This is a genomic window from Gimesia sp. (genome assembly GCF_048260065.1).
In the GTDB taxonomy this organism is placed as follows: Bacteria; Planctomycetota; Planctomycetia; order Planctomycetales; family Planctomycetaceae; genus Gimesia.
Genome location: NZ_JBLXHC010000019.1, coordinates 1 through 21,034, shown reverse-complemented (window position 1 = coordinate 21,034; position 21,034 = coordinate 1). Strand labels below are relative to the sequence as shown.

Here is a 21,034-nt window from a genome sequence, read left to right as displayed (position 1 = left end):
GAGCTTCAGTGAATTATCTTGCAATTGGGAAGTGCTCGTTTCAGCTTCTGGATGCCCGCTTCGGATATGGACGTGTTATTGATCTGGAGTACCGTCAATTTCTTCATGTCTGTCAAGTGAGGTACTCCACTGTCCCCGATGTCTTTATTGCCGTTAATGCGGAGACCCTTAATTTTTTTGAGTCCCGTGAGATGGCGTAAGCCATCACTCGTAATTCGTGTGCGCCCAATGGCCAGATAAGACAGATTCGAGGGCTTGGCAAGAGCTTTGAGTCCGTCATCCGTCAGGTTCGTCTTGTATAGGTTCAATGATTGCAAGGACTGAAGTGTTCCAATGGCAGCGAGATGGGATTCGGTAATTGAAACCCCCGTCAGGTCCAGATTGATAATTTCGCCTTTGGCGTTTACCTTCTCCGACTTTACAATATTTCGAAGCGATTCAAGGTCCACGAGTGGTTTGGAAGTTGTCGATGCTGTGATTTTCTCTTTGTCCAAAGTGATCGTAATGGGTCGCTTGGCCAGATGGTGCGGCTGGTTCGGTGCTCTGGTTCCCCATCGTGGCGTGTAAGCGTATAACAGACAGCCAGATGCTTGATTGGCAGTCGCTCGGGTGATCAGCAGATGGGGATGTCCCACATATTTTCTTCCCTGATAAGGAACCGGATGGCCTGTCACCAATGATTTAGGTTCTGTCCAGTTGATTCCATCATCAGAGAAGCAGAAGTAAATTCCCCCCTTTTCGGCTAGCTGTTTCTCTTGGTCCGAATAGACCATGACATTGCAGACCATCACATACTTATTCAACTCCCGAATGTACGTCACGTGGGGGGCGTAGACATCGCAAGGAAATGAGGCAGGGGGGAACACCACTGGGCTTTCCATTCCACCACGTCCCTTTTCAGTAAATCCGCCGTTGTGGAATTTATACCAGCTTCCGGGCCTGCCACCGGCTGCAATCTTGCTCCTAGCCATGCCAATTTTTGCAGGTTTGCTGCCCTGTTTTCGAGTCAAATCTGTGAAATAGGCATATAAATATGTGTTGGATGAGTCGGTAATGACACAAACATCCCCAATTCCTTGGTGATCATGAGTAACATCGGGTTTCTTAACACTTGGGATCAGTATCTGGCCTGACTTCATAAAGACGTTGCTGTCGGCATTCAACACTGCCATTCCGATTGACCAATAAGCTCCCTGTATATCTTTGTTGTAGGAGACCTTGGGCATGCCGACATGATCTTCGGCGTGATAGAAGGCAAGAAGTCGCTTCCCTTTATTGTCATACACAGTGGAAGTAATTCCGGTATAACCGTTGTCAAATTCTGTTTTTGTGCCGGGGACGAGAACCTTCTTGATTGGAATAGCATTGTCCAAGGTACTACCTTGCATCAAATATGTTGAATTGCCAGCAACCATGAGGTACTGAAATGGATTTTTCTTGATCACGCTAATTGGCTCATCGGGAAAGTAGTTCAGTCCTCTATAACCGGCTGGAAAGACAATTTGGCGATCTCCTACGGTCACAGTAGGCTCTACTGCCTCGGATATGGAAAGTGGAAGGAAAATCAGAAGAAGCAAGATCTTATTTTTATGAATTGTCATCATTTCATTTTTCTTTCTTGGGCCTAGACTTATTTCCGATTCCTTGCCGGTGGCCTAATGAGCGACGGTTCATTGTGATCGAGGTTTTTTTTGACTTATATTCATTGGAAGTGGTGGCGGTTCTCCTTTTGATCGAATCGTTTTTGGAATTGGTGGAGGGCTAGTTTTTGATTTATGCTTCGTTGAAGAAAATGATTTTGGCAGAGCAGGAGGAAGTTGTTTCGGACGATTCTTTCTTGGTTGAGAATGGGGAGGTGTTGTTGATGGAGACGATACTGGTTCACTCTCATCAACTATAATGATCTCTAAATCGTCTGTTTCTTGAGTCTGCGGTGTAATAAATGAATTTGATTGAGTTCCCGATAATTGAACTTGAATCCAAGAGAATAACATCGAGCTTCCCTTGATGATCAGAGGAAGTACAAATGCAATTAAAGAGATTACTCCGGCTACAATCATGAAAAATACTTCGGCGTTCTCTTTCTTTTCATTCTGTTGATGCCCCTCTCCCTGACTCTTGCATTGAAGGCTACAATAAGTGCCAGCAAAAGCATCGATATGGCTGGTAGGGAAATGGTCTGTTGGATAATCAAAATAACGCCCACAATAGCTACATGTGCTCACGGCTTTCCCTTTGCTAAATTACGCTGATGTTTTTATTGGTATCCGTATCGATTTCATTATGGTCTTTCAATTCGGATCGCTCGATTTCCGTAATTCAAGGAACCCTCTTCACACAGAAATGTGACTTCAAGTTTGGAAAATAGATCTGCATTTGGAAGATCGTCGAGGGAATTGAACTCTGCCAAAGAATCTACAGAAGACGGCGCAACGTTAATCATCACGTCAAGCTTATTGGTCCCGACAAAAGCATAGAACGCAATCGATCCACCTGATCGGAGAAAACCACTAGGCATCGTCAGTATCGTTCTAATGACCTTGCCTTTATACTTCTTTGTGTTATCAATGAAGTCCAATATCTCTGAATCGCTCAATGTCGTTACTTGCGATGCCGTCTCTTGTGGCACCACGCTACCTATATCCGATCCCGCCGAATCAATGAAATCACTCATCATCTTTTCCATCAGACTTACTCTCATAATTTCATTCTGAACAATTCCGTTAAACTCAAGAGCGGTAAATTCAAAGCGATCATCAACGACAAGAAACTGGAGCAATGCTTTCACGGGCTTCGCCTGATACGTCATTCCTCCAGTGATATTGACGAAGTGATTGCCGTCTTCACTTTCGCTAACCGACCATTCGGGGTCAGATAGAAACTCGTCGATGGCATTCCCAAGGCTGATGCCCGGATAAGCGTCGAGTTTTCCATATCGGACTGTGAGAATTTCTGCCGGTGTACCAAGCAACGTAGGGAGCACGGCAAACACAAGCAGAAAGCATAAACACGCCGACGCAAAGCCAATGGGCTTGCCCCAAGAACGTCTTTGATAGTCATTTCCAAAACGCTCTTTGATATAATTTATTTGAGGCTGTGCCGAAAATATTGACCATGCTGCAAGAACTCCAAGTCCTACAAAACGAAATATTTTCAGCGTGAAATCATCATCAGGTGTAATCAGCCCAAGAAAGATGAATCCAAATATTGAATAAAACCATATCATCGATTTCTTTGATTTTTCATGCTCTCCCAATGACTTCCAATTTTGAGCCATCAAAAATCCACCAAAGCCCCACGTAAAAAGCAAACTCCATAATCGAATGGCAGTTGGATTCCAAAGAGCAGGTGCCGTATCCATTTTGGCCGTATTCGTTGAGCCGGGGACCGGTGGTGGCGTTGGCGAATCTGGCTTCGTAGGGAACAATCCCTTTACAATACTCGCAGGCTTCCACTCGTTTTTTCCTTCTGTCCACACCAAATCGGTTGGCTGAAGTTCACCAACATTGGCAAGGTGTTTCAACTGCTTGGATGTGATTGGGCCTTGCCTTTCACCGTCTTTCGTGTAGTACCATTCTTGCGGCATTGTGCTCTCCCAGAATTTGTGCGACGAACTTGTTTTGTCGTCTTGCCGGTGTCCTTTAGCCCCAGCCATCAGCGCATAAAAAAAGAGAGCACCGAACCGAGGTCGCTCTCCACACGCCCGCCAAGGCGCACAATCGAACAACACAAAGCCGGTGCTCCCATTTCAAGGAACATCCGTCCGAGTGCTGCTTCGATTGTTCAAGAGTCTTTTGACTCAGGTTGGCGATTTGTGGAGAAGCAGTATCTGACGTTACACGTCATTAAATTGTCAGTTTGGCCATTACAGGCCGTTAAATAATTCTCCTTTAGTTTTCTTTTAATAGCTTCGGCAGACTGTCGAAGCATCCGTGTATCAATATACAGTGAGGAACCAGCGCCATCCACAGTTATTGAATGAAAATATGGGATGGTATTGGTTTTTGAGTCAATTAGAGTTTACAGTTTCGAGTCAATTTCCCCAACGTTCGTAGTAGGCTGATTCGTCTCCGTCCTCTCCGTAGTTGCAATTCCAACACACGCCGAAATTGGTTTGTTGCCTTGCGCCACATACAGGGCACTGAAACCGCCAGTGAGCAGGCGGCACAAAGCCTTCGTATATCGGCTCCTCAAATCCACCATCCTTGATCAATTCGCTGTCGTGATTGTAAATAGTTGTGTCCCAAAACGGATGCCATCCTGCTTTGCGTAAGGCGCAGTAGTTCGGGTCCGCATAGGGGTAAATTAAATGGTGGGCGATGGTATGAGCAACCCATTGCCAGAATAATATGACCCAGAGCGTGGCGTGTGAAATCATGTACCAAAAAAAATAACCAGCCCCAAATAAGAGTAAGAAAGACCAAACCACGCAATAGGTCAATGCCATATTTCGCATGATAATCGAGATTGCCGACCGAGGAGCACGTCCGCAGTCTTTCCAAGCCAGAACGAGGAAGGCGACCACTGATATCATCAAGAGCGTGGAGAATCGCATTTGCTCGTGCATCGGTCCCATGTGAGTTTCATGGAAGAAGTACGCCACCCACAGCGGCGAGATGAGGAACAGTCTGGCAACCAGCATTTTGATCTCCTTTTAATAGAGTTAATAGAGCGGTAAACTTTGTTGGAGTTGCCGGTGTCCTTATTATCCAGATGAAGTTGGTTCGCTTGAGGGCTTTTATGTAAATCCTTACGGCGAGGAATAATTTCCAGAATTGCAGTCAAGGAGAAGATAGATGACGAGTGAATCCTCTTACATGCCCCAACAATCACCCATCAATCTCATTCAAGCATCGACGATCCGAGTGCAGCTTCCAGCAGAATACCTTGAAATCAAGTACCCCAACGAGCCGCTCTCTGGTCACTTTGATCATGATTTCTATTTTGATGATCCGCCAGAAACTCGCTTCGAAGGCATGTCGGCATGTCTGGAACGTATCCACATTCATTCACGGAGCGAACATCTGGTGGACGGACAAGATTTTGATTTCGAAATCCACTTCGTCCACCCGCTTCCCGTAAAGATTCCCGAAACGGGAGAGCAGCGTTACTTGGTGCTGGGAGTGTTCTTCAAAGAAAATGCGGCGAGCAAAACGTCGAAATCAATTCGTATCTTGAACGATTATTTCAAGGCTAACCCCGAAAGCATATCTAAAGACTCTAGGGGTGATGATCCTCCACCGCAGGCTAGCATCAATCCTTGTGAATTTCTGCCCTCTGATTGCAGTCGATTCTTCAGATACGAAGGATCACTTACGACGCCTCATAAGGATAGCACGTCAAATCCTGAGATCGTGAGTTGGGTCGTTTTTACCGAACTCGTCGAAGTGAATCCTGAAGACGTAGCCGACTTAAAACAGTCTGCTCAAGATACCGCCCGTAAACCGCAGGAGATTTATAGAAGGTTCATACTACGAAACTTTGAGTAATAGAACCTGCTTTTGGCTGGACAGTGTGCCGTTGTCACCGTGAAGGTGAGAAGTTGATGACAACGGCACCGAGAACAGTATTGTGGAAGTATCGCAGGAGATAGGGTGATTGTTGGATGCACAGGGCTTTCAGCCCACTTTTAACAAATCTGCTCCCTCAAATGACTCATCGATTAGGAATGAACTATTTGGCACCATCAGTGAGGCAGGGCTTGTGGGTGGGGGATCGACGCCTGCACCCGGTGAAATCAGCCTGGCACATAACGGGCTACTGTTTCTGGACGAGTTACCCGAGTTCAATCGGCGGACACTGGAAGTCCTGCGACAGCCCTTAGAAGGGGGAGAAGTGACGATCTCGCGGGCGATCGGCAGTGTGACTTTCCCGGCGAATGTCATGTTAATCTCTGCGATGAATCCCTGTCCCTGCGGTTATCTGTCTGATCCGCGGCGGAAGTGTTCCTGTAATCCGATGCAGATTGAACGTTATCTCTCCAAGATCAGTGGCCCTCTGCTGGATCGAATTGATATTCATATTGAAGTACCCCCTGTTCCGTTTCGGGAACTCTCCAATCAGTCAGCGGGAACCAACAGTGCGACCATGCGCGAACAGGTATTGGATGCCCGTGAAATTCAGGCACGGCGGTTCGCAAATGAATCCACATCTCATAATGGTCGCATGACGCCACGACAGTTAAGAAAATACAGTCAACTGGCTGCTGATGCAGAGGGACTGCTCAAAACCGCGATGGAGGAAATGGGACTCTCTGCCCGGGCGCATGACAAAATATTACGTATCAGCCGGACGATTGCCGATCTGGATCACTCTGATCAGATCACAGCAGCTCATATCAGCGAAGCCATCAATTACCGTACACTGGATCGCCAGTTCTGGTCCTGATGTCAGATTAACTGACAGGAGTTACTGTTTCCAGTTTCGGTTTGGCAGAATCAACCGGGGCAGAAAGACGGGTGAGAGTTTCCAGCAGCTTCCGTTTGTCAACCGGTTTGGTGGCATAGGCATCGCAGCCGGCGTTCAGACATTTCTCCATATCATTTTTCATCGCATGCGCCGTCAAAGCGATAATCGGTCCGGTATAACCGGCTTCTCTCAGCTTGCTGGTGGCAGTATAGCCATCCATAACGGGCATCTGCATATCCATCAGCACAAAATCGTACGGTTCACCCGACTGCAGCGCAGCCATGGTTCTTTCGTAACCTAACTGACCGTTGTCTGCCAGGTCGACGTGCATCCCTTCCTTTTTCAGCAGAAACGAAATCAGTCGTTGATTGTCCAGACCGTCTTCGACGACCAGAACGCGACTGCCAGAAATTGTTCTGACAATGCTGTCAGGAATTTCCTGGCTTGATTCCGAAACAGCGCGTTTGATGGAATATTGATCCAGGCGTAACAGTTGCACTCCCTCCAGTGGTCCGGTGTTGACGGAGATGGTGAAGGTACTTCCCGATCCGATCGTACTGGTGACATGAATTCGTCCTCCCAGCATTTCCGCAAGCCGTTTGGAGATAGCCAGTCCCAGTCCTGTGCCACCATATTTTCGAGTTGTCGAATTATCGGCCTGGGTAAATGGTTGATAGATCTGTGCGAGTGCTGTTTCTGAAATCCCGATCCCGGTATCAATCACATCAAACTGTAGCTGAGCAAAGCCATCTTCCAGATTGATGGTTCTGGTTCGTAATTCCACGTATCCTGTTTCAGTAAACTTAATGGCGTTGCCCAGGAGATTAATCAGAATCTGTCTCAGTCGAGTCGGATCTGTCACGATTGTTTCCGGAATCAGATTCTCAAATGAAACAACCAGTTCAAGTCCTTTCAGGTCTGCTTTAATCTGCATTAACGAGGCGATGTCGCGGATCACTTCGATCGTATTGACGCGTACCTGTTCCAGTTCGACTTTGCGTGCTTCGATTTTAGACAGATCGAGAATGTCGTTGATCACGCCGATCAGGTATTCTCCATTCCGTTTGACGATGTTGGCAGATTCGATATCTTCCGGTTTCGTCAGATTGTTCAGCAGAATATCGGTGAACCCCAGGATCGCCGTCATGGGGGTGCGGATTTCGTGGCTCATATTTGCCAGGAATTCACTCTTGGCTTCACTGGCTGCCTCTGCCCGTTTACGGGCTTCGTTTAAAGATCGTTCGTATTCTTTGCGCTCACTGATATCCTGAATGATGCCGGTGAAAATTTCGCGGTCTGCCAGGATTACAGAACTGACAGCCAGTTCTGCAGGAAAGGTAGAACCATCATTGCGCTGGGCAACAATTTCCTGTCGTGAGCCAATAGCGCGAACCAGTTGAGGATTCAGTTCCCCACTCGAATACTCATGTTGAATTTTCTGATGCAAAGGCGGGATCAGAAGATCAATGTTCTGTCCGATCGCTTCGTGGTTATAGTAGCCGAACAGATACTCGGCACCCCGATTGAATTCTTCAATCTTTCCTTCAAGATCAATTGTGATAATCGCATCCATGACATTATCCATGATCGATCGGTAACGCACTTCACGGTCTTTGACGTCCGACAGCAGGATTTCCTGTGCATCCAGAACCCGGTTGTACTGATAGCCGACGATTCCCGCTTCAGTAAAATCGTCAACATCCGCCCGTGACTGATTGTTTCCTTTTTCATGGTCAATCATGGTTTCCAGCAGACTGTGTAATTCAGTGGAGGCCCCGTGTTCAGCCACATTCAGACCGATTTTTTCATCTGCTACGGTAACACGGAGGGGCATGAAACGATTTACCAGTTTCATGAAAAGCCAGATAATGCCGAAACTCCAGACAAAACAGACTCCTGCTCCCAGAGCCTGGACTCCCAGTTGCGAGAGGCGCGACACACCGCTTTGGAACAGGCTTGCATCTGCAAATAAAGCAACGGCAAGTGTCCCCCACACGCCGGCAAAGCCATGCACGGGAATCGCTCCCACGACATCATCAATTTTAAATCGATTTTCCAGGAGCGAAAGCGAGGCCAGCATCACAAAACCAGCGATGAAGCCAATAACAATTGCACTGGGGTAATTGACGGCGTTGCAGGATGCTGTGATGGCAACGAGACCTGCCAGTGAGCCATTAAATATTTTTTCAACGGAAATCTGTTTTGAGGTAATTACTTCCCAGAGTAAAGCACAGAGCCCGCCCGAGATTCCAGCGAGTATCGTGTTCAAAATAATGGAAGGCACCTCCCCGTTTAAGGCGAGTGTGCTGCCTCCGTTGAATCCAAACCAACCAAACCAGAGAATTAAAAACCCCAGTGCCGCCATGGGTAGATTGCTGGATGAGAAACGCTGTTTGTTTTTATCATCAGTAAAACGGCCCGTTCGAGGACCCAGAATCAGGACTGCTGCCAGAGCAGACCAGGCACCGACGGAATGCACAACAGTGGAACCGGCAAAGTCGAGAAATCCGAGTTTCCCGAGCCAGCCTGTCGCATTCCCTGCCGCATCATGGGCCCACGCCCAGTGACCAAACAGCGGATACGCAAAGGCACCGATTCCAACAGCCAGCAGCAGGTAGGCGCGAAATCGCATCCGTTCCGCCACTGCACCCGAAGAAATAGTCATCGCCGTACTGCAGAACACCAGCTGAAACAGAAACACAACGGTCGGCCAATGTGTGTTGCTTGTGTCTTCGAATGCGAATTGACTGGTACCCACCCAGCCGCCGTACGACTCCCCGAACATCAGACCAAAACCGAACAACCAGAAAATAAAGACCCCAATGAAGAAGTCAACGATGTTCTTGGTGGCAACATTGATGCTGTTTTTTGATCGCGAAAGACCGGATTCCAGGCAGCAGAAACCAGCCTGCATCAGAAAGACCAGACTGGTACAGGTCAGTACCCAGATTGTATTTGCGGTTAACTCATGCGACATGAGACGAGGGGCCTGTCAAAGTCGATATGCAGTCGTGAGACACTTTTAACGACTGGTTGATTTTTTGAAACATACGCTCCCCAACTCTAGGTTGTGAAAAGCGGCAGTCAAAAAAAATTTGAGTGAAATCCCTCTGTTATCGAATGCCCATAAAATCGATTCAGATGTGAAGGTCATTAATCGGGATAACCGTTACAGTTGTTTCAGATGCCCTTTGTAAGCTCTCAAACTCTGGTCAGACAGCAGGTATTTCCTGCGAAAGCGGGTTAGGCTTTTCTACCGGCGGAAAGCGACCTGGTGCATTTTCTGCATACCACAGCTCCAGTACGTTTAACCACTGCGCTGCTGTTTTGACAGCAATAAATGCTTTCTTGACGTCTGCGAATTGCGGGTGGAGCTCGGAATAGAAAATGCCGAACTTGCGCATCGTATTACAGACTTTTTTATCACCATAAAATTCACGAGCCAGCTCAAAATGCGCGGCGATGACTTCCCGCTGTTCCCTGACATCGGGCGGAGTGATCGATTTGCCACGCAACAGATCTGCTGTCTGTTGAAAGATCCAGGGGTTGCCGATCGCACCGCGGGCAATGGAAACGCCATCCACACCAGTCACACGCAGCATGTCCAGACAGGATTGCGGCGAAAACAGGTCTCCACTTCCAATGACGGTTTTCTCACCCGCGTGTTGTTTGACCTGTTTCAGAAACTCCCAGTTACTCGGTCCAACATACTTCTGATGCACGGTGCGTCCATGTACGGTAATCGCTGCCAGTCCGCGTGCGAATGCTCCATCGAAAATTTCAAAGAAATTGTCTTCCGATTCACTGGAGTCATCGATGCCACGCCGCATTTTCAGAGTGACCGGAATTTCTGCAGTTACGGTATCCCGCACGCGCGAGACAATATCCAGTGCCACTTCCGGCTGGCTCAAATGATATCCGCCACGACAGCGACTCATCACCTTTTTAACCGGACAACCGAAGTTGATGTCAATTACATGGAAACCAGCGTCGACCAGTCTGCGGGCAGCCGGTCCAAATTCTTCCGGCTCCGATCCCATCAGTTGACCACCGACGGGGAATTCATCCTGATGGCAGTACATCATGGGATGCGGCTTCCCCTCTTTGGCTTGAACGATCATGCGGTCAATCATCACTTCACAAAGTGTGTACGCAGCACCGAGCCTGGCGGCGATGACGCGCATGGGGTAATCGCTGTATCCGCTTAACGCTGCCTGATACAGGGGGGACTCCAGTTGATAGGGACCCAGAGTAACAGGTTGTAAGGTATTCGTTGACATAAAGGGTTTCGGTTTTGACTTTTTAATCTCGTAAGATCAGTTCGAGAACTGTTCCAGTAATTCGCGGGTGATCTGTCCCGGATGCGCATGGCTGCAAATGACACTGCTCACGGCGACGCGCGAGGCGCCTGCTTCCAGTACCTGCTGCAGATTATCGGCCTGGATGCCTCCGATGGCAAACCAGGGTAAGGTGATTTCAGCGGCGACCTGTTTCACAAAATCCAGACCCGCGTATTCATGTTCGGCAAAAATTTTGGTGGAAGTGGGAAACGTGGGCCCGACACCGATGTAGTCTGCACCATCCAGCACTGCCTGACGCGCTTGTTCAATATTATGAGTCGAAACGCCAATCAATCGTCCCGGTCCGATGATCTGCCGCACTTCTCTGACAGGAAGTTCATCCTGACCGACGTGCACACCATCAGCGTCAATGGCAACGGCCAGATCCGGACGGTCATTCATAATGAGCGTCGCACCGGCGGCGCGGGTCCATTCCCGCACGCGTTTTCCATGCTCCAGTAACTGGCGGTCTGTCATTGTTTTTTCACGAATCTGAATCAAGTCCACACCCGCAGCCAGTGATTCTCGAATCGCCGGGCCAGCACCGTGATGACACAGGCTTTCCGAAACCAGTAGATAGAGGCGGCTGTTCTGCAGTCTGCGTTGGCTGGCGATGCAGGTCAGGATCGTTTTTTCCAGAGTGTAGCTGGCATAGCGCATCTGTTTGAAAAGGGAAGCTGCTTCGGGCGAAATCAGCTTGCTGAATTCTTCCAGTGTCCGTGCCGCTTCCTGAACCCGTTTCAGATTGGCCTGCAGCAGATGTTCCAGTGATGACCGGTCGAACTCGGATGTCGTGCTGATGGAAGTGCCGACATCATTGAGGGTATCGCGGCTCGAAATCAGTGAGTCAGTGCCGATAAACCGGAGAGCTTCCGCCAGTTGATGCCGTGTCGATTTCAGCAGACTCATTAAATGGGCGTCGTCCAGCGAAAAGCGGAGGAAGTCTTCAATGACACGTAAACCTTCCCGCAGGCGATTGGCGGCTGCATCAATGGTTCGCAGTGTATTCGTCTGGTCGGTGGCTGTGGCAGGAACCGTTCGCAGAGCAAAATCAACACCGATCGGTTCTGCAGTCTGTCGAAATACGACATTAATCGAGTCATCCAGCTTCTCCACTGAAAGACTGCCTTCCTTTTGGAGCCACTCCGATTCTTTTCCGGAGGTAGCCAACAGTCCCCACAATAGATGCTCACTTCCGATTTCTGTAGGAATGTCAGCATGGCTTGCCTGCTGGAGTGCGTGGTTCAGCACCTCTCTGAAAGCAGGAAACTGCTGCAGGGCCTGTGACATTTCCAGAGGTAGATCTGAAGTTTCAATGGGGGAGTCTGTTGCTTCCTGAGGCAGCGGTAACTGAAATTCCCTCAAGATCAGGGCCAGATCAATCTGATGTGCCAGCATGATTTCAGCGGCTCGCGATTCTTCCAGAGCCAGCGCAGCCAGCAGAGGGGCCAGTGTCGGTTCTGATTCAGCTGAACCGCTGGCGATCCGTTCTGCCTGAATCAAGGCCCGTTGTGCTCCGGCTGTCAGTAGATGATGCATGGGAATTAGGTTTCTGGACTGGTTGATGCCGGAAGAAAATGAACGTGACAGACTGGTGTTGTTCCAGTCTTCATTTAAATAGAGTAACCGATCAAAGGCTTATCTTGCTACATTAGGGGTTGGGTACTAGAATTAACAATGCTGGCCTTATGGATTGTGACGATTTTAAAGCTTTGGCAGGGTGGTGATTTTCGCTGTGATGCACTATGAATCAATGTCCCTGTCTCGGTTTAAGTCAGGCCAGTGAAATTTTGATTGTTAAAATGGGTATAATATTTTAGTAAGTTGTGATTTTTCAGTCACTTCCTCAATTGTTCTTTCAGTAGTTTTGGGAAAATCCTCGACGTTTTTTGGTGAGTAACGTATTATTCCTACGAACCTTTCTTTTTCAAAGACTGTAGCTAATCAATTGAGAATGCCGTAACTGAATGTACACATGCGGTTGCGACGTTTTTAAACTTTCAGCAGACAATTAACGACAATTCAAATTTCATAAACAGGTTGGGAGAAGTGTCTCCAGAATTGAGACCTCTGGTTTCGGTTCGGATTCACAGTGTTCATCCAGAAGAGCCCGGGATGTACGGGCCATAGGAGAAACAAGTTATGTACGAGCGGTTTACAGATCGAGCTCGAAAAGTGATGCAGCTGGCCAATCAGGAGGCCCAGCGGTTCAATCACGAATATATCGGGACCGAACATATCCTTCTGGGATTAGTCAAAGAGGGTTCAGGTGTGGCAGCCAACGTGCTGAAGAACCTGGACGTGGATCTGCGAAAAATCCGTCTGGAAGTCGAAAAGATTGTGCAGTCCGGACCGGACATGGTCACGATGGGCAAACTGCCACAAACCCCGCGTGCGAAAAAAGTCATCGAATACGCGATGGAAGAAGCACGGAATCTGAACCACAACTATGTGGGAACAGAGCATCTGCTGCTGGGTCTGCTTCGTGAGCAGGATGGCGTTGCCGCTCAGGTTCTGATGAATCTGGGTCTGAAACTCGAAGAAGTTCGCGAAGAAGTTCTCAACCTTCTGGGTCATGGCCTGGAAGGGGGCGAAGCAGGCGAACGGACTCCCGGAACCGGCAGCCAGAAAGCCGGCAAAAGTAAAACACCCGCGCTGGACAGCTTCGGTCGCGATCTGACTGAACTCGCCAAGCAGAAAAAACTGGATCCGGTTATCGGCCGCTCCAAGGAAATCGAACGCGTCATTCAGATTCTCTGTCGTCGTCAGAAAAACAATCCGGTTCTCTTAGGGGAAGCCGGCGTTGGTAAAACCGCGATCGTCGAAGGCTTCGCTCAGATGGTCGTGAACGGCGAAGTTCCGGATCTGCTCCGCGACCGTCGTATCGTTGTACTCGACCTGGCGATGATGGTTGCCGGCACGAAGTACCGCGGTCAGTTCGAAGAACGAATTAAAGCCGTCATGAACGAAGTCCGTCGTGCCAAAAACACGATTCTGTTCATCGACGAATTACATACGCTCGTCGGGGCCGGTGGTGCAGAAGGTGCCATCGACGCTTCCAACGTATTGAAGCCGGCTCTGAGCCGTGGCGAACTGCAGTGTATCGGTGCCACCACTCTGGATGAGTACCGTAAATACATTGAAAAAGACAGCGCCCTGGAACGACGTTTCCAGAACGTAATGGTAGAACCTCCGACCGACTCACAGACGGTTGAGATTCTGCGTGGTCTCCGCGAACGCTATGAAGAACACCACAAGGTACAGATCACCGACGACGCGCTGGAAAAAGCAGTCGAACTTTCTTCCCGTTACATCACCGGCCGTTGTCTGCCAGACAAAGCCATCGATGTCATCGACGAAGCTGGTGCCCGTATCCGTCTGAAATCCATGGTTCGCCCTCCCGATCTCAAAGAACTGGAAGAAGAATCAGAACGCCTGAATCAGTCAAAAGAAGAAGCGGTTGCCAACCAGGACTTTGAACTGGCTGCCAACCTGCGGGATCAGGCTGATAAACTGAAAAAACGAAAAGAGTCGCTGACTCAGGAATGGCGTGAAAAATCCAAAGAAGTCGATGGCGTGGTCGATGCGGAAGTCGTTGCAGAAGTCGTCGCGAAAATTACCGGCGTGCCTCTGACCCGTCTCTCCAGCGAAGACACCGTCCGTCTGCTGAATATGGAAGATGAACTGCACCAGCGGGTCATCAGCCAGGACGAAGCGATCAAGCAGGTTTCCAAAGCCGTTCGTCGCAGCCGCAGTGGATTGAAAGATCCCAAGCGACCGATGGGGGCCTTCCTGTTCTCCGGTCCGACTGGTGTCGGTAAAACATTGCTGGCCAAAACACTGGCCGAGTTCATGTTCGGCGATGAGTCTGCTCTGATTCAGATCGACATGAGTGAATACATGGAGAAGCACAACGTCAGTCGTCTGATTGGTGCCCCTCCGGGATATGTTGGCTTCGAAGAAGGCGGTCAGCTGACCGAGAAAATTCGTCGTCGTCCCTACGCCGTCGTGCTGCTGGACGAAATCGAAAAGGCACACCCCGATGTATTCAACATGCTGCTGCAGATTATGGAAGAAGGCCACCTGACCGACAGCTTCGGTCGCAAGGTTGACTTCAAGAACGTCGTGCTCATCATGACCACCAACGCCGGTGCTCAGGGAATGGCTCACGGGGATGCCTTCGGGTTCCGTAAAGCCGATGATGACACCAGCTACGATGCCATGAAACGAAATCTGATGCACGACCTGCAGAAAGAGTTCAAGCCGGAGTTTCTGGGACGTCTCGACGAAGTCGTTGTGTTCCGCAAACTGACCCGCGAAGAACTGAAGCAGATCGTGGATATCGAACTGGGCAAAGTCCGCAGCCGTCTGAAAGAACAGGGGGTCACCCTCGAACTGACCGACGAAACTCGGGAATTCATCATCGACAAAGGTTCCGAAGGTGGCGAACTCGACTACGGTGCACGTCCGCTGCGTCGTTCAGTCGAACGTTACATCGAAGACCCGCTGGCAGAAGAACTGCTGCGTGGTGCCTTTGAAGGTAAGAATAAAGTGCTCGTCAAAGTCACCGAAGTCGCCGATAAGAAACAGCTCGAATTCGATGGTTCTTACGAAGCGGAAACAGAAGAGCTGGCAACCGTCGGCTCTGTAGAAGGGGACGGCGGTTCTTCCGAAGGGGAGTAATCATCGACCGTCTCTTAAGATGAAAATCGAAAGAGTCCTCTCTCATTGAGTGAGGACTCTTTTTTTATTGTCACTGTTGAAATGACTCGATTGAACTTTAGGATGATTTAATGATTCCTCGACAACTCGAACCCGAAGTCATGGACACCCGCGAAGAAGCCGTCAACTATGACACGATGGATCATAGTGAAGTCAATCGGCTGTTCGCCGAGTCCCTGCTGCCTGTCATCGCTGGCTGCCAGCATCACCAGATGCAGACACTGAAAATTCTCGATCTGGGAACCGGGACGGCTCTCATTCCTATTGAAATCTGCCAACGTATTCCTCATCTGCAGATCATCGCTGCCGACCTCGCTGCCGAAATGCTGAAGGTGGCGCAGCAGAATATTCAGCGAGCCGGTTTGAGCGAATCGATCTTTCTGGAACATGCCGATGCCAAGCAGCTTCCCTGTGAAAATCATAGCTTTGATGGCGTGATCTCCAACAGTCTCATCCACCATATTCCCGAACCGCAAACGGTCTTCGCAGAAATCAAACGCGTGCTCAAGCCGGGAGGCTTTCTCTTCCTGCGTGATCTGCTCCGGCCCGATTCGCAGGCAGAACTCAATCGACTGGTCACCCTGTATGCGGCTGATGAGAATCCGCAGCAGCGACAGATGTTCCACGATTCCCTGCACGCCGCTCTGACACGGGAAGAAGTCAGAGCGTTACTTCACAGCTGCCACTGGCCCGAAGCAGCCGTAAACATCACGTCTGATCGTCACTGGACGGTTTCACTCAATTTGTGAAAACGAATATTTCGCCTGCCAAATAAAACAAAGGGAGGCCGACTTCTTGCCGACCTCCCTTCGCGACTCATTCAATTACTCTTTAATTGTAATCTGGCCACAGCCATTCCCCGCAGTGTGATTTCCTCAGGCTAAGAAATCATTCGCTGGCATTTTTTGATGGCGACTTTGCTGAAGGTCGGTGCGCTTCCGCTTCTTTCATCGCGTTTTCTCTTTGAATCGCATCGTATACTTCCTGACGGTGTACTGGAATTTCTGTTGGTGCCTGAATTCCTAACCGTACTTTATCACCCCGGATATCGACAATAGTAATGACAATATTGTCACCGATGATGATGCTTTCGTCGCGTTGTCTCGACAATACAAGCATCGTAAATACTCCTTCCGTAGATCTTAGTTCTGGGCCAATGAGGTGATATCTGAAGAGGCGACAAACCTCTTATTGATTTGATTTATTGTTTGTCACCTGTTGTTTATTCATATGTAATTAAAACAAATCAGACCGGGCTCAAGAATCTGATCCCCGACAGTTCCGATTCCTCAGACTGACCAGAGACCGGCTGCGTTTTCAGGCATAATTCCCTTACCGGCAATGACCCACATCCCTGCATCATTTAATGAGTTCCTCGTGGGTACTAACTTCATCGACGCTTTCTCACAGATTAATTCTGCTAAGATGGGATAAATAACGTCGCTAACGAAAGATGTGTGCCGGTTTGCCGAATCCAGCAGGTTTGCCGATTGTGCCGAATATGCCGCCGGCCTGGAGCTGTAATAGTGTATTAATGTGTATTTACAGGCCTGCCGAAGTTGCCAACAGGACTGACTGATTTGCGATTCTTGATCTATGCGGATAATCTGTAGTAAGCGCTCTGATTTAAGATTTCCTGCTGGCAGGAAGTCCCGCTTCAGTGCAAAATCAGACATGCAATGCACACCTGGACCAGTTTCAAACCGGTTCGGCCCCCTGAAACCCTCTATCAGTCCACCTGATTTTTCGACGAATGCTGGAGTAAAACACGAATGGCCACACTGTTGATCGCTGCGGGAGCTTTTGTAGGTTACATCATTGCCTACCACACTTATGGAAAGTGGCTGTCCCAGAAAATCTTTAACGTCGATGGCAACGCGGAAGTCCCCAGTAAACAGCTGCGGGATGACGTCGATTTTGTCCCCACCAAAAAGGAAGTCATCTTCGGCCATCACTTCACCAGTATCGCCGGCACCGGTCCGATTGTCGGCCCTGCGATCGCTGTTTTCTGGGGCTGGCTGCCTGCACTGGTGTGGGTTCTGTTTGGATCGATTTTCATTGGTGCCGTTCACGATTTCGGTGCGCTGGTCGTCTCGTTGCGGAACCGTGGACAGACCGTTGGTGAAGTCGCCGGCCGTTTGATTGCACCGCGCACCCGCATCCTGTTTCTGCTCATTCTGCTGCTGGCTTTGACGGTTGTCCTCGCGATTTTCGGACTGGTCATCGCCATCATTTTCGCGCTTTATCCTGAAACAGTGATCCCTGTCTGGATCACCATGCCCATCGCGATTGTCATCGGCCTGATGGTCTACAAACAGAATGCGGAACTGCTGATTCCGTCTCTGGTGGCTTTGTTCATCGTCTATGCATCGGTCTGGCTTGGTGCCTATTACTGGCCCATCGATATCTCGGCGATGTTCGGTATTAAACTCATGGGACCCTTCCCCAATGCCGTGATTCTCTGGACCTTCGTGCTGCTCGCCTATTGTGCGATCGCTTCCGTACTTCCTGTCTGGCTGCTGCTGCAACCCCGCGACTTCATTAACAGTCACCAGCTGGTTCTGGCTCTGGGACTGCTGCTCATCGGTGCCATCGTGGCCGGGGCGACAGGCAAAGCCGATCTGGTCGGCAGTGCCCCTGCCATTGCCAGTAACCTTCCCGCCGACGCACCCCCGATCTGGCCGTTCCTGTTCATCACCATTGCCTGCGGTGCCTGTAGTGGCTTCCACTGTCTCGTCAGCAGTGGTACCAGCAGTAAGCAGGTCGAATCCGAACTCGACGCGCAGTACGTCGGCTACGGTGCCATGCTCCTCGAAGGGGGGCTGGCGGTCATCGTGATTCTCGCCTGTTGTGCCGGCGTGGGGATGGGAGATTTCTCTCGCATTGGTGAAGGAGCCGCCTACACCTACGAACCCACGATTGACGCCGCCACGGGAACCCAGCTCACCGGTGTCGCTGCCTGGGAGACCCGCTATAACGCCAAAGCCGAAAATGGCTGGGCCGCGTTTGCATTGAAAGACAAAATCGGCGCCTTCATTCTGGGCGGTGCGAACTTCCTGGGATCGATTGGTATTCCGATGAAACTGGGAATCAGCATCATCGCGGTGCTCGTCGCCAGTTTTGCAGCCACCACTCTCGATACCGCGACGCGACTGCAGCGTTACGTGATTCAGGAGCTGGCGGCCACCATTCATATCAAACCTCTCACCAACAAATATGCCGCCACCGGTCTGGCTGTCTTCCTGGGGGGCATGGTTGCAATGCTGCCCAAAAGCGCGGAAGCCGGTCCCGGGAGTGGCGGTCTGATTCTCTGGCCCCTCTTCGGTGCCACCAACCAGCTGCTGGCCGGCCTGGCGTTTATGGTCATCGTCTTTTACCTCCGTCGTCGTAACAAACCGATTATCTTTGCTTTGGTCCCCATGATCGTCATGCTCATCATGCCTGCCTGGGCCATGCTGTGGAACATGTTCAACAGCCAGTCGGGCTGGGCCTATAGTGCCAACGATCGGCATCTGTTCCTGTTTGGAGTCGTCGTGATCGCGCTCCAGATCTGGATGATGGTCGAAGGTCTGCTCGTCTGGTCGAAGTCCAAAGGGCACCTCGAACAGCAACTCCCCGAATTGCCGCAGACACGAACGGCGGTTGCCGCTGCATCGACAGGCGGCTCGAATTAATTTTTTCTGAATCAGTTTCCAGAGCCCGGCTGCTTTCATAACAGGAGCCGGGCTCTGATTTTGCGCGACTGAAAAAATTGAACTTGACCCCGCCGCGCCAAAGGCGATAAGCGTTGTTGTGAGTCGCGCGCGTGCCCAGTTTACAGTGCACCGAAACACGCGACAGTTGTTCCGGATCTTCACCAAAAAACAGCCGGTTTTTTCCAGATAAGCAGTTCGCAGATCAACACCGGTTCCCCATGTATGCCTGCGGGTCGCCACACATCGCCGCCCGTCACCGCAGAGCCACCCCGGCGTCGCAGCAGATCGGACCCCTGTCAACCGGTATCGCCACCCGATCCGGTTCATCCCCCCTTGACGCCGCCACGCCCCTGCAGAGAATATCCCTGTGAACAATGAAATCAGACGGATCCTGAAACCAGCTTGCTCAAAATATCCATCAGCAAATAAATGAGAGAAACAATCCATTACTCTACCTCATTCCTTATTGTGAAAATTCACATCAAACGTTCGTGAGTTTTCGTACTTTTCGTGGTAGTAAAAAAACAAACGTGCAATCATCCGACAGTGATTGTCTACAGGTCACCTCAATTATTTCACCACGAATGAGAAAGACATCGGGTGGTTCTATTGGCTCGCCTGACAGTGATGGTGAGCTATTCAACTTTCACAAAGCATTATAAAAGATGTGCCTCCCCCGCCCGCAGATGAATTTCCCGAACTGGTGAACGGGTAAGCCCGGATGTAATCCGGGCCGAGCGGAGCGAGCAGGAGGTCGCAGCTGCCGCATTCAATCAAACCCAGTCCGTCTCATCCGCAAAACCCAATCAGCCGCAGAGCGTTAGCTCCGGTTGTCTCCCGATCTGCAGTAACTGCGTCTAAGACCGTACAGTTCATAAAAAAGAAAGGGTGCCCCCGGATGCAATCCGGGGTTGTCGCAGACAACAGGAAACCGTCAGAGAATACGCACAATCAGTTTTCAGATCACCAACCTGCCTGGCCGTAGGGGCGGCACCCATGTGTCCGCCCGCTGACGAGGTACAAACCAGTTTCACCCCACAACGGGAACCGCTGGAACGTTCGAAATTGATTTTTCTACCACGAAAAGGCACGAAACCGCACGAAAGCAAAAAAAGGGGGGGTGTTATTTACCGTCGAACGAAGTCAATCAGCCGCAGAGCGTTAGCTCCGGTTGTCTCCCGATCTGCAGAAACCGCAGCTGACTCATTACAACTCATAAAAAAGAAAGGGTAGCCCCGGATGCAATCCGGGGTTGTCGCAGACAACAGGAAACCGTCAGAGAAAACGCACAACCCGGTTTCCGATCACCAACCTGCCTGGCCGTAGGGGCTGACCCATGTGTCCACCCGCTGGCGAGGTACAAACCAGTGTCACCCCACAATGGGAACCGCTGAAACGCTCGAAATTGAATTTTCTACCACGAAAAACACGAAACCACACGAAAGTAAAAAAAGGGGGGTTGTGTTATTTACCGTCGAACGAACTGAATCAGCCGCAGAGCGTTAGCTCCGGTTGTCTCCCGATCCTCAGAAACCGCAGCTGAGTCAGTACGGCTCATAAAAAAGAAAGGGTGCCCCCGGATGCAATCCGGGGTTGTCGCAGACAACAGGAAACCGTCAGAGAAAACGCACAACCCGGTTTCCGATCACCAACCTGCCTGGCCGTAGGGGCGGCACCCATGTGTCCGCCCGCTGGTGAGGTGCAAACCAGTATCACCCCACAATGGGAACTGATGAAACGTTCGAATTGATTTTTCTACCACGAAAAGGCACGAAACCGCACGAAAGTAAAAAAGGGTGAAACTATGAAAGAAGGTCGAGCCGGTGGTGGTATTCTTTAACGCGTGGTAAACATAGTTTATTGAACCTT

15 protein-coding genes are annotated in these 21,034 nt (G+C 50.0%); 5 read left to right on the top strand and 10 right to left on the bottom strand.

Going from position 1 to position 21,034, the window contains the following annotated elements; all coding sequences use genetic code 11:
• Nucleotides 1-5: 5 nt before the first annotated feature.
• The 4 genes from ACN0YN_RS26335 to ACN0YN_RS26320 all read right to left on the bottom strand — a co-directional run bounded on the left by ACN0YN_RS26335 (nt 6) and on the right by ACN0YN_RS26320 (nt 4,642).
• Complete coding sequence (locus ACN0YN_RS26335) at nt 6-1,604, bottom strand: hypothetical protein (RefSeq protein ID WP_145193042.1); 1,599 nt, start codon at nt 1,602-1,604, stop codon at nt 6-8.
• Nucleotides 1,605-1,670: 66 nt separating this feature from the next.
• Complete coding sequence (locus tag ACN0YN_RS26330) at nt 1,671-2,225, bottom strand: hypothetical protein (protein ID WP_145193044.1); 555 nt, start codon at nt 2,223-2,225, stop codon at nt 1,671-1,673.
• Nucleotides 2,226-2,281: 56 nt separating this feature from the next.
• Nucleotides 2,282-3,586, bottom strand: coding sequence for a DUF4339 domain-containing protein (locus ACN0YN_RS26325; protein WP_197996882.1), 1,305 nt, complete (start codon nt 3,584-3,586; stop codon nt 2,282-2,284).
• 447 nt (nt 3,587-4,033) lie between these two features.
• Nucleotides 4,034-4,642 (bottom strand): hypothetical protein, encoded by a 609-nt coding sequence (locus ACN0YN_RS26320; protein WP_145193048.1) that lies wholly within the window; start codon nt 4,640-4,642, stop codon nt 4,034-4,036.
• A gap of 154 nt (nt 4,643-4,796) precedes the next feature.
• On the opposite strand from ACN0YN_RS26320, the gene ACN0YN_RS26315 reads away from it, so the two are divergent.
• Nucleotides 4,797-5,489 (top strand): carbonic anhydrase family protein, encoded by a 693-nt coding sequence (locus ACN0YN_RS26315; RefSeq protein WP_145193051.1) that lies wholly within the window; start codon nt 4,797-4,799, stop codon nt 5,487-5,489.
• A gap of 109 nt (nt 5,490-5,598) precedes the next feature.
• Nucleotides 5,599-6,387 (top strand): YifB family Mg chelatase-like AAA ATPase, encoded by a 789-nt coding sequence (locus ACN0YN_RS26310; RefSeq protein ID WP_417388008.1) that lies wholly within the window; start codon nt 5,599-5,601, stop codon nt 6,385-6,387.
• Between the two features lie 7 nt (nt 6,388-6,394).
• Here ACN0YN_RS26310 and amt read toward each other — a convergent pair whose 3' ends face one another.
• From amt to ACN0YN_RS26295, 3 genes are all read right to left on the bottom strand, one after another.
• On the bottom strand, nt 6,395-9,385 hold the full coding sequence (amt, locus tag ACN0YN_RS26305) for an ammonium transporter (RefSeq protein ID WP_417388007.1): 2,991 nt from the start codon (nt 9,383-9,385) through the stop codon (nt 6,395-6,397).
• Nucleotides 9,386-9,620: 235 nt separating this feature from the next.
• Nucleotides 9,621-10,688: a tRNA dihydrouridine synthase gene (locus tag ACN0YN_RS26300; RefSeq protein WP_417388006.1), complete on the bottom strand. Its 1,068-nt coding sequence runs from the start codon at nt 10,686-10,688 to the stop codon at nt 9,621-9,623.
• Nucleotides 10,689-10,724: 36 nt separating this feature from the next.
• Complete coding sequence (locus ACN0YN_RS26295; RefSeq protein WP_417388005.1) at nt 10,725-12,287, bottom strand: thiamine phosphate synthase; 1,563 nt, start codon at nt 12,285-12,287, stop codon at nt 10,725-10,727.
• A 603-nt stretch (nt 12,288-12,890) separates the two neighbouring features.
• Between ACN0YN_RS26295 and ACN0YN_RS26290 the strand changes: the two genes are divergently transcribed.
• Together ACN0YN_RS26290 and ACN0YN_RS26285 are read left to right on the top strand one after the other, a co-directional pair.
• Nucleotides 12,891-15,431 carry an ATP-dependent Clp protease ATP-binding subunit gene (locus tag ACN0YN_RS26290; RefSeq protein ID WP_417388004.1) on the top strand — a complete coding sequence of 847 codons (2,541 nt, stop codon included), beginning with the start codon at nt 12,891-12,893 and terminating at the stop codon, nt 15,429-15,431.
• Nucleotides 15,432-15,541: 110 nt separating this feature from the next.
• On the top strand, nt 15,542-16,219 hold the full coding sequence (locus ACN0YN_RS26285) for a class I SAM-dependent methyltransferase (RefSeq protein ID WP_417388003.1): 678 nt from the start codon (nt 15,542-15,544) through the stop codon (nt 16,217-16,219).
• A 139-nt stretch (nt 16,220-16,358) separates the two neighbouring features.
• On the opposite strand, the gene csrA is transcribed toward ACN0YN_RS26285, so the two are convergent.
• Both csrA and ACN0YN_RS26275 read right to left on the bottom strand, forming a co-directional pair.
• Nucleotides 16,359-16,589: a carbon storage regulator CsrA gene (gene csrA, locus ACN0YN_RS26280; protein WP_417388002.1), complete on the bottom strand. Its 231-nt coding sequence runs from the start codon at nt 16,587-16,589 to the stop codon at nt 16,359-16,361.
• A gap of 170 nt (nt 16,590-16,759) precedes the next feature.
• Nucleotides 16,760-17,146 (bottom strand): hypothetical protein, encoded by a 387-nt coding sequence (locus tag ACN0YN_RS26275; RefSeq protein WP_417388001.1) that lies wholly within the window; start codon nt 17,144-17,146, stop codon nt 16,760-16,762.
• 96 nt (nt 17,147-17,242) lie between these two features.
• On the opposite strand from ACN0YN_RS26275, the gene ACN0YN_RS26270 reads away from it, so the two are divergent.
• On the top strand, nt 17,243-19,144 hold the full coding sequence (locus tag ACN0YN_RS26270; protein ID WP_417388000.1) for a carbon starvation protein A: 1,902 nt from the start codon (nt 17,243-17,245) through the stop codon (nt 19,142-19,144).
• A gap of 1,666 nt (nt 19,145-20,810) precedes the next feature.
• Here ACN0YN_RS26270 and ACN0YN_RS26265 read toward each other — a convergent pair.
• The coding region (locus tag ACN0YN_RS26265) for a hypothetical protein (RefSeq protein ID WP_417387999.1) at nt 20,811-21,034 on the bottom strand (224 nt) is incomplete at its 5' end.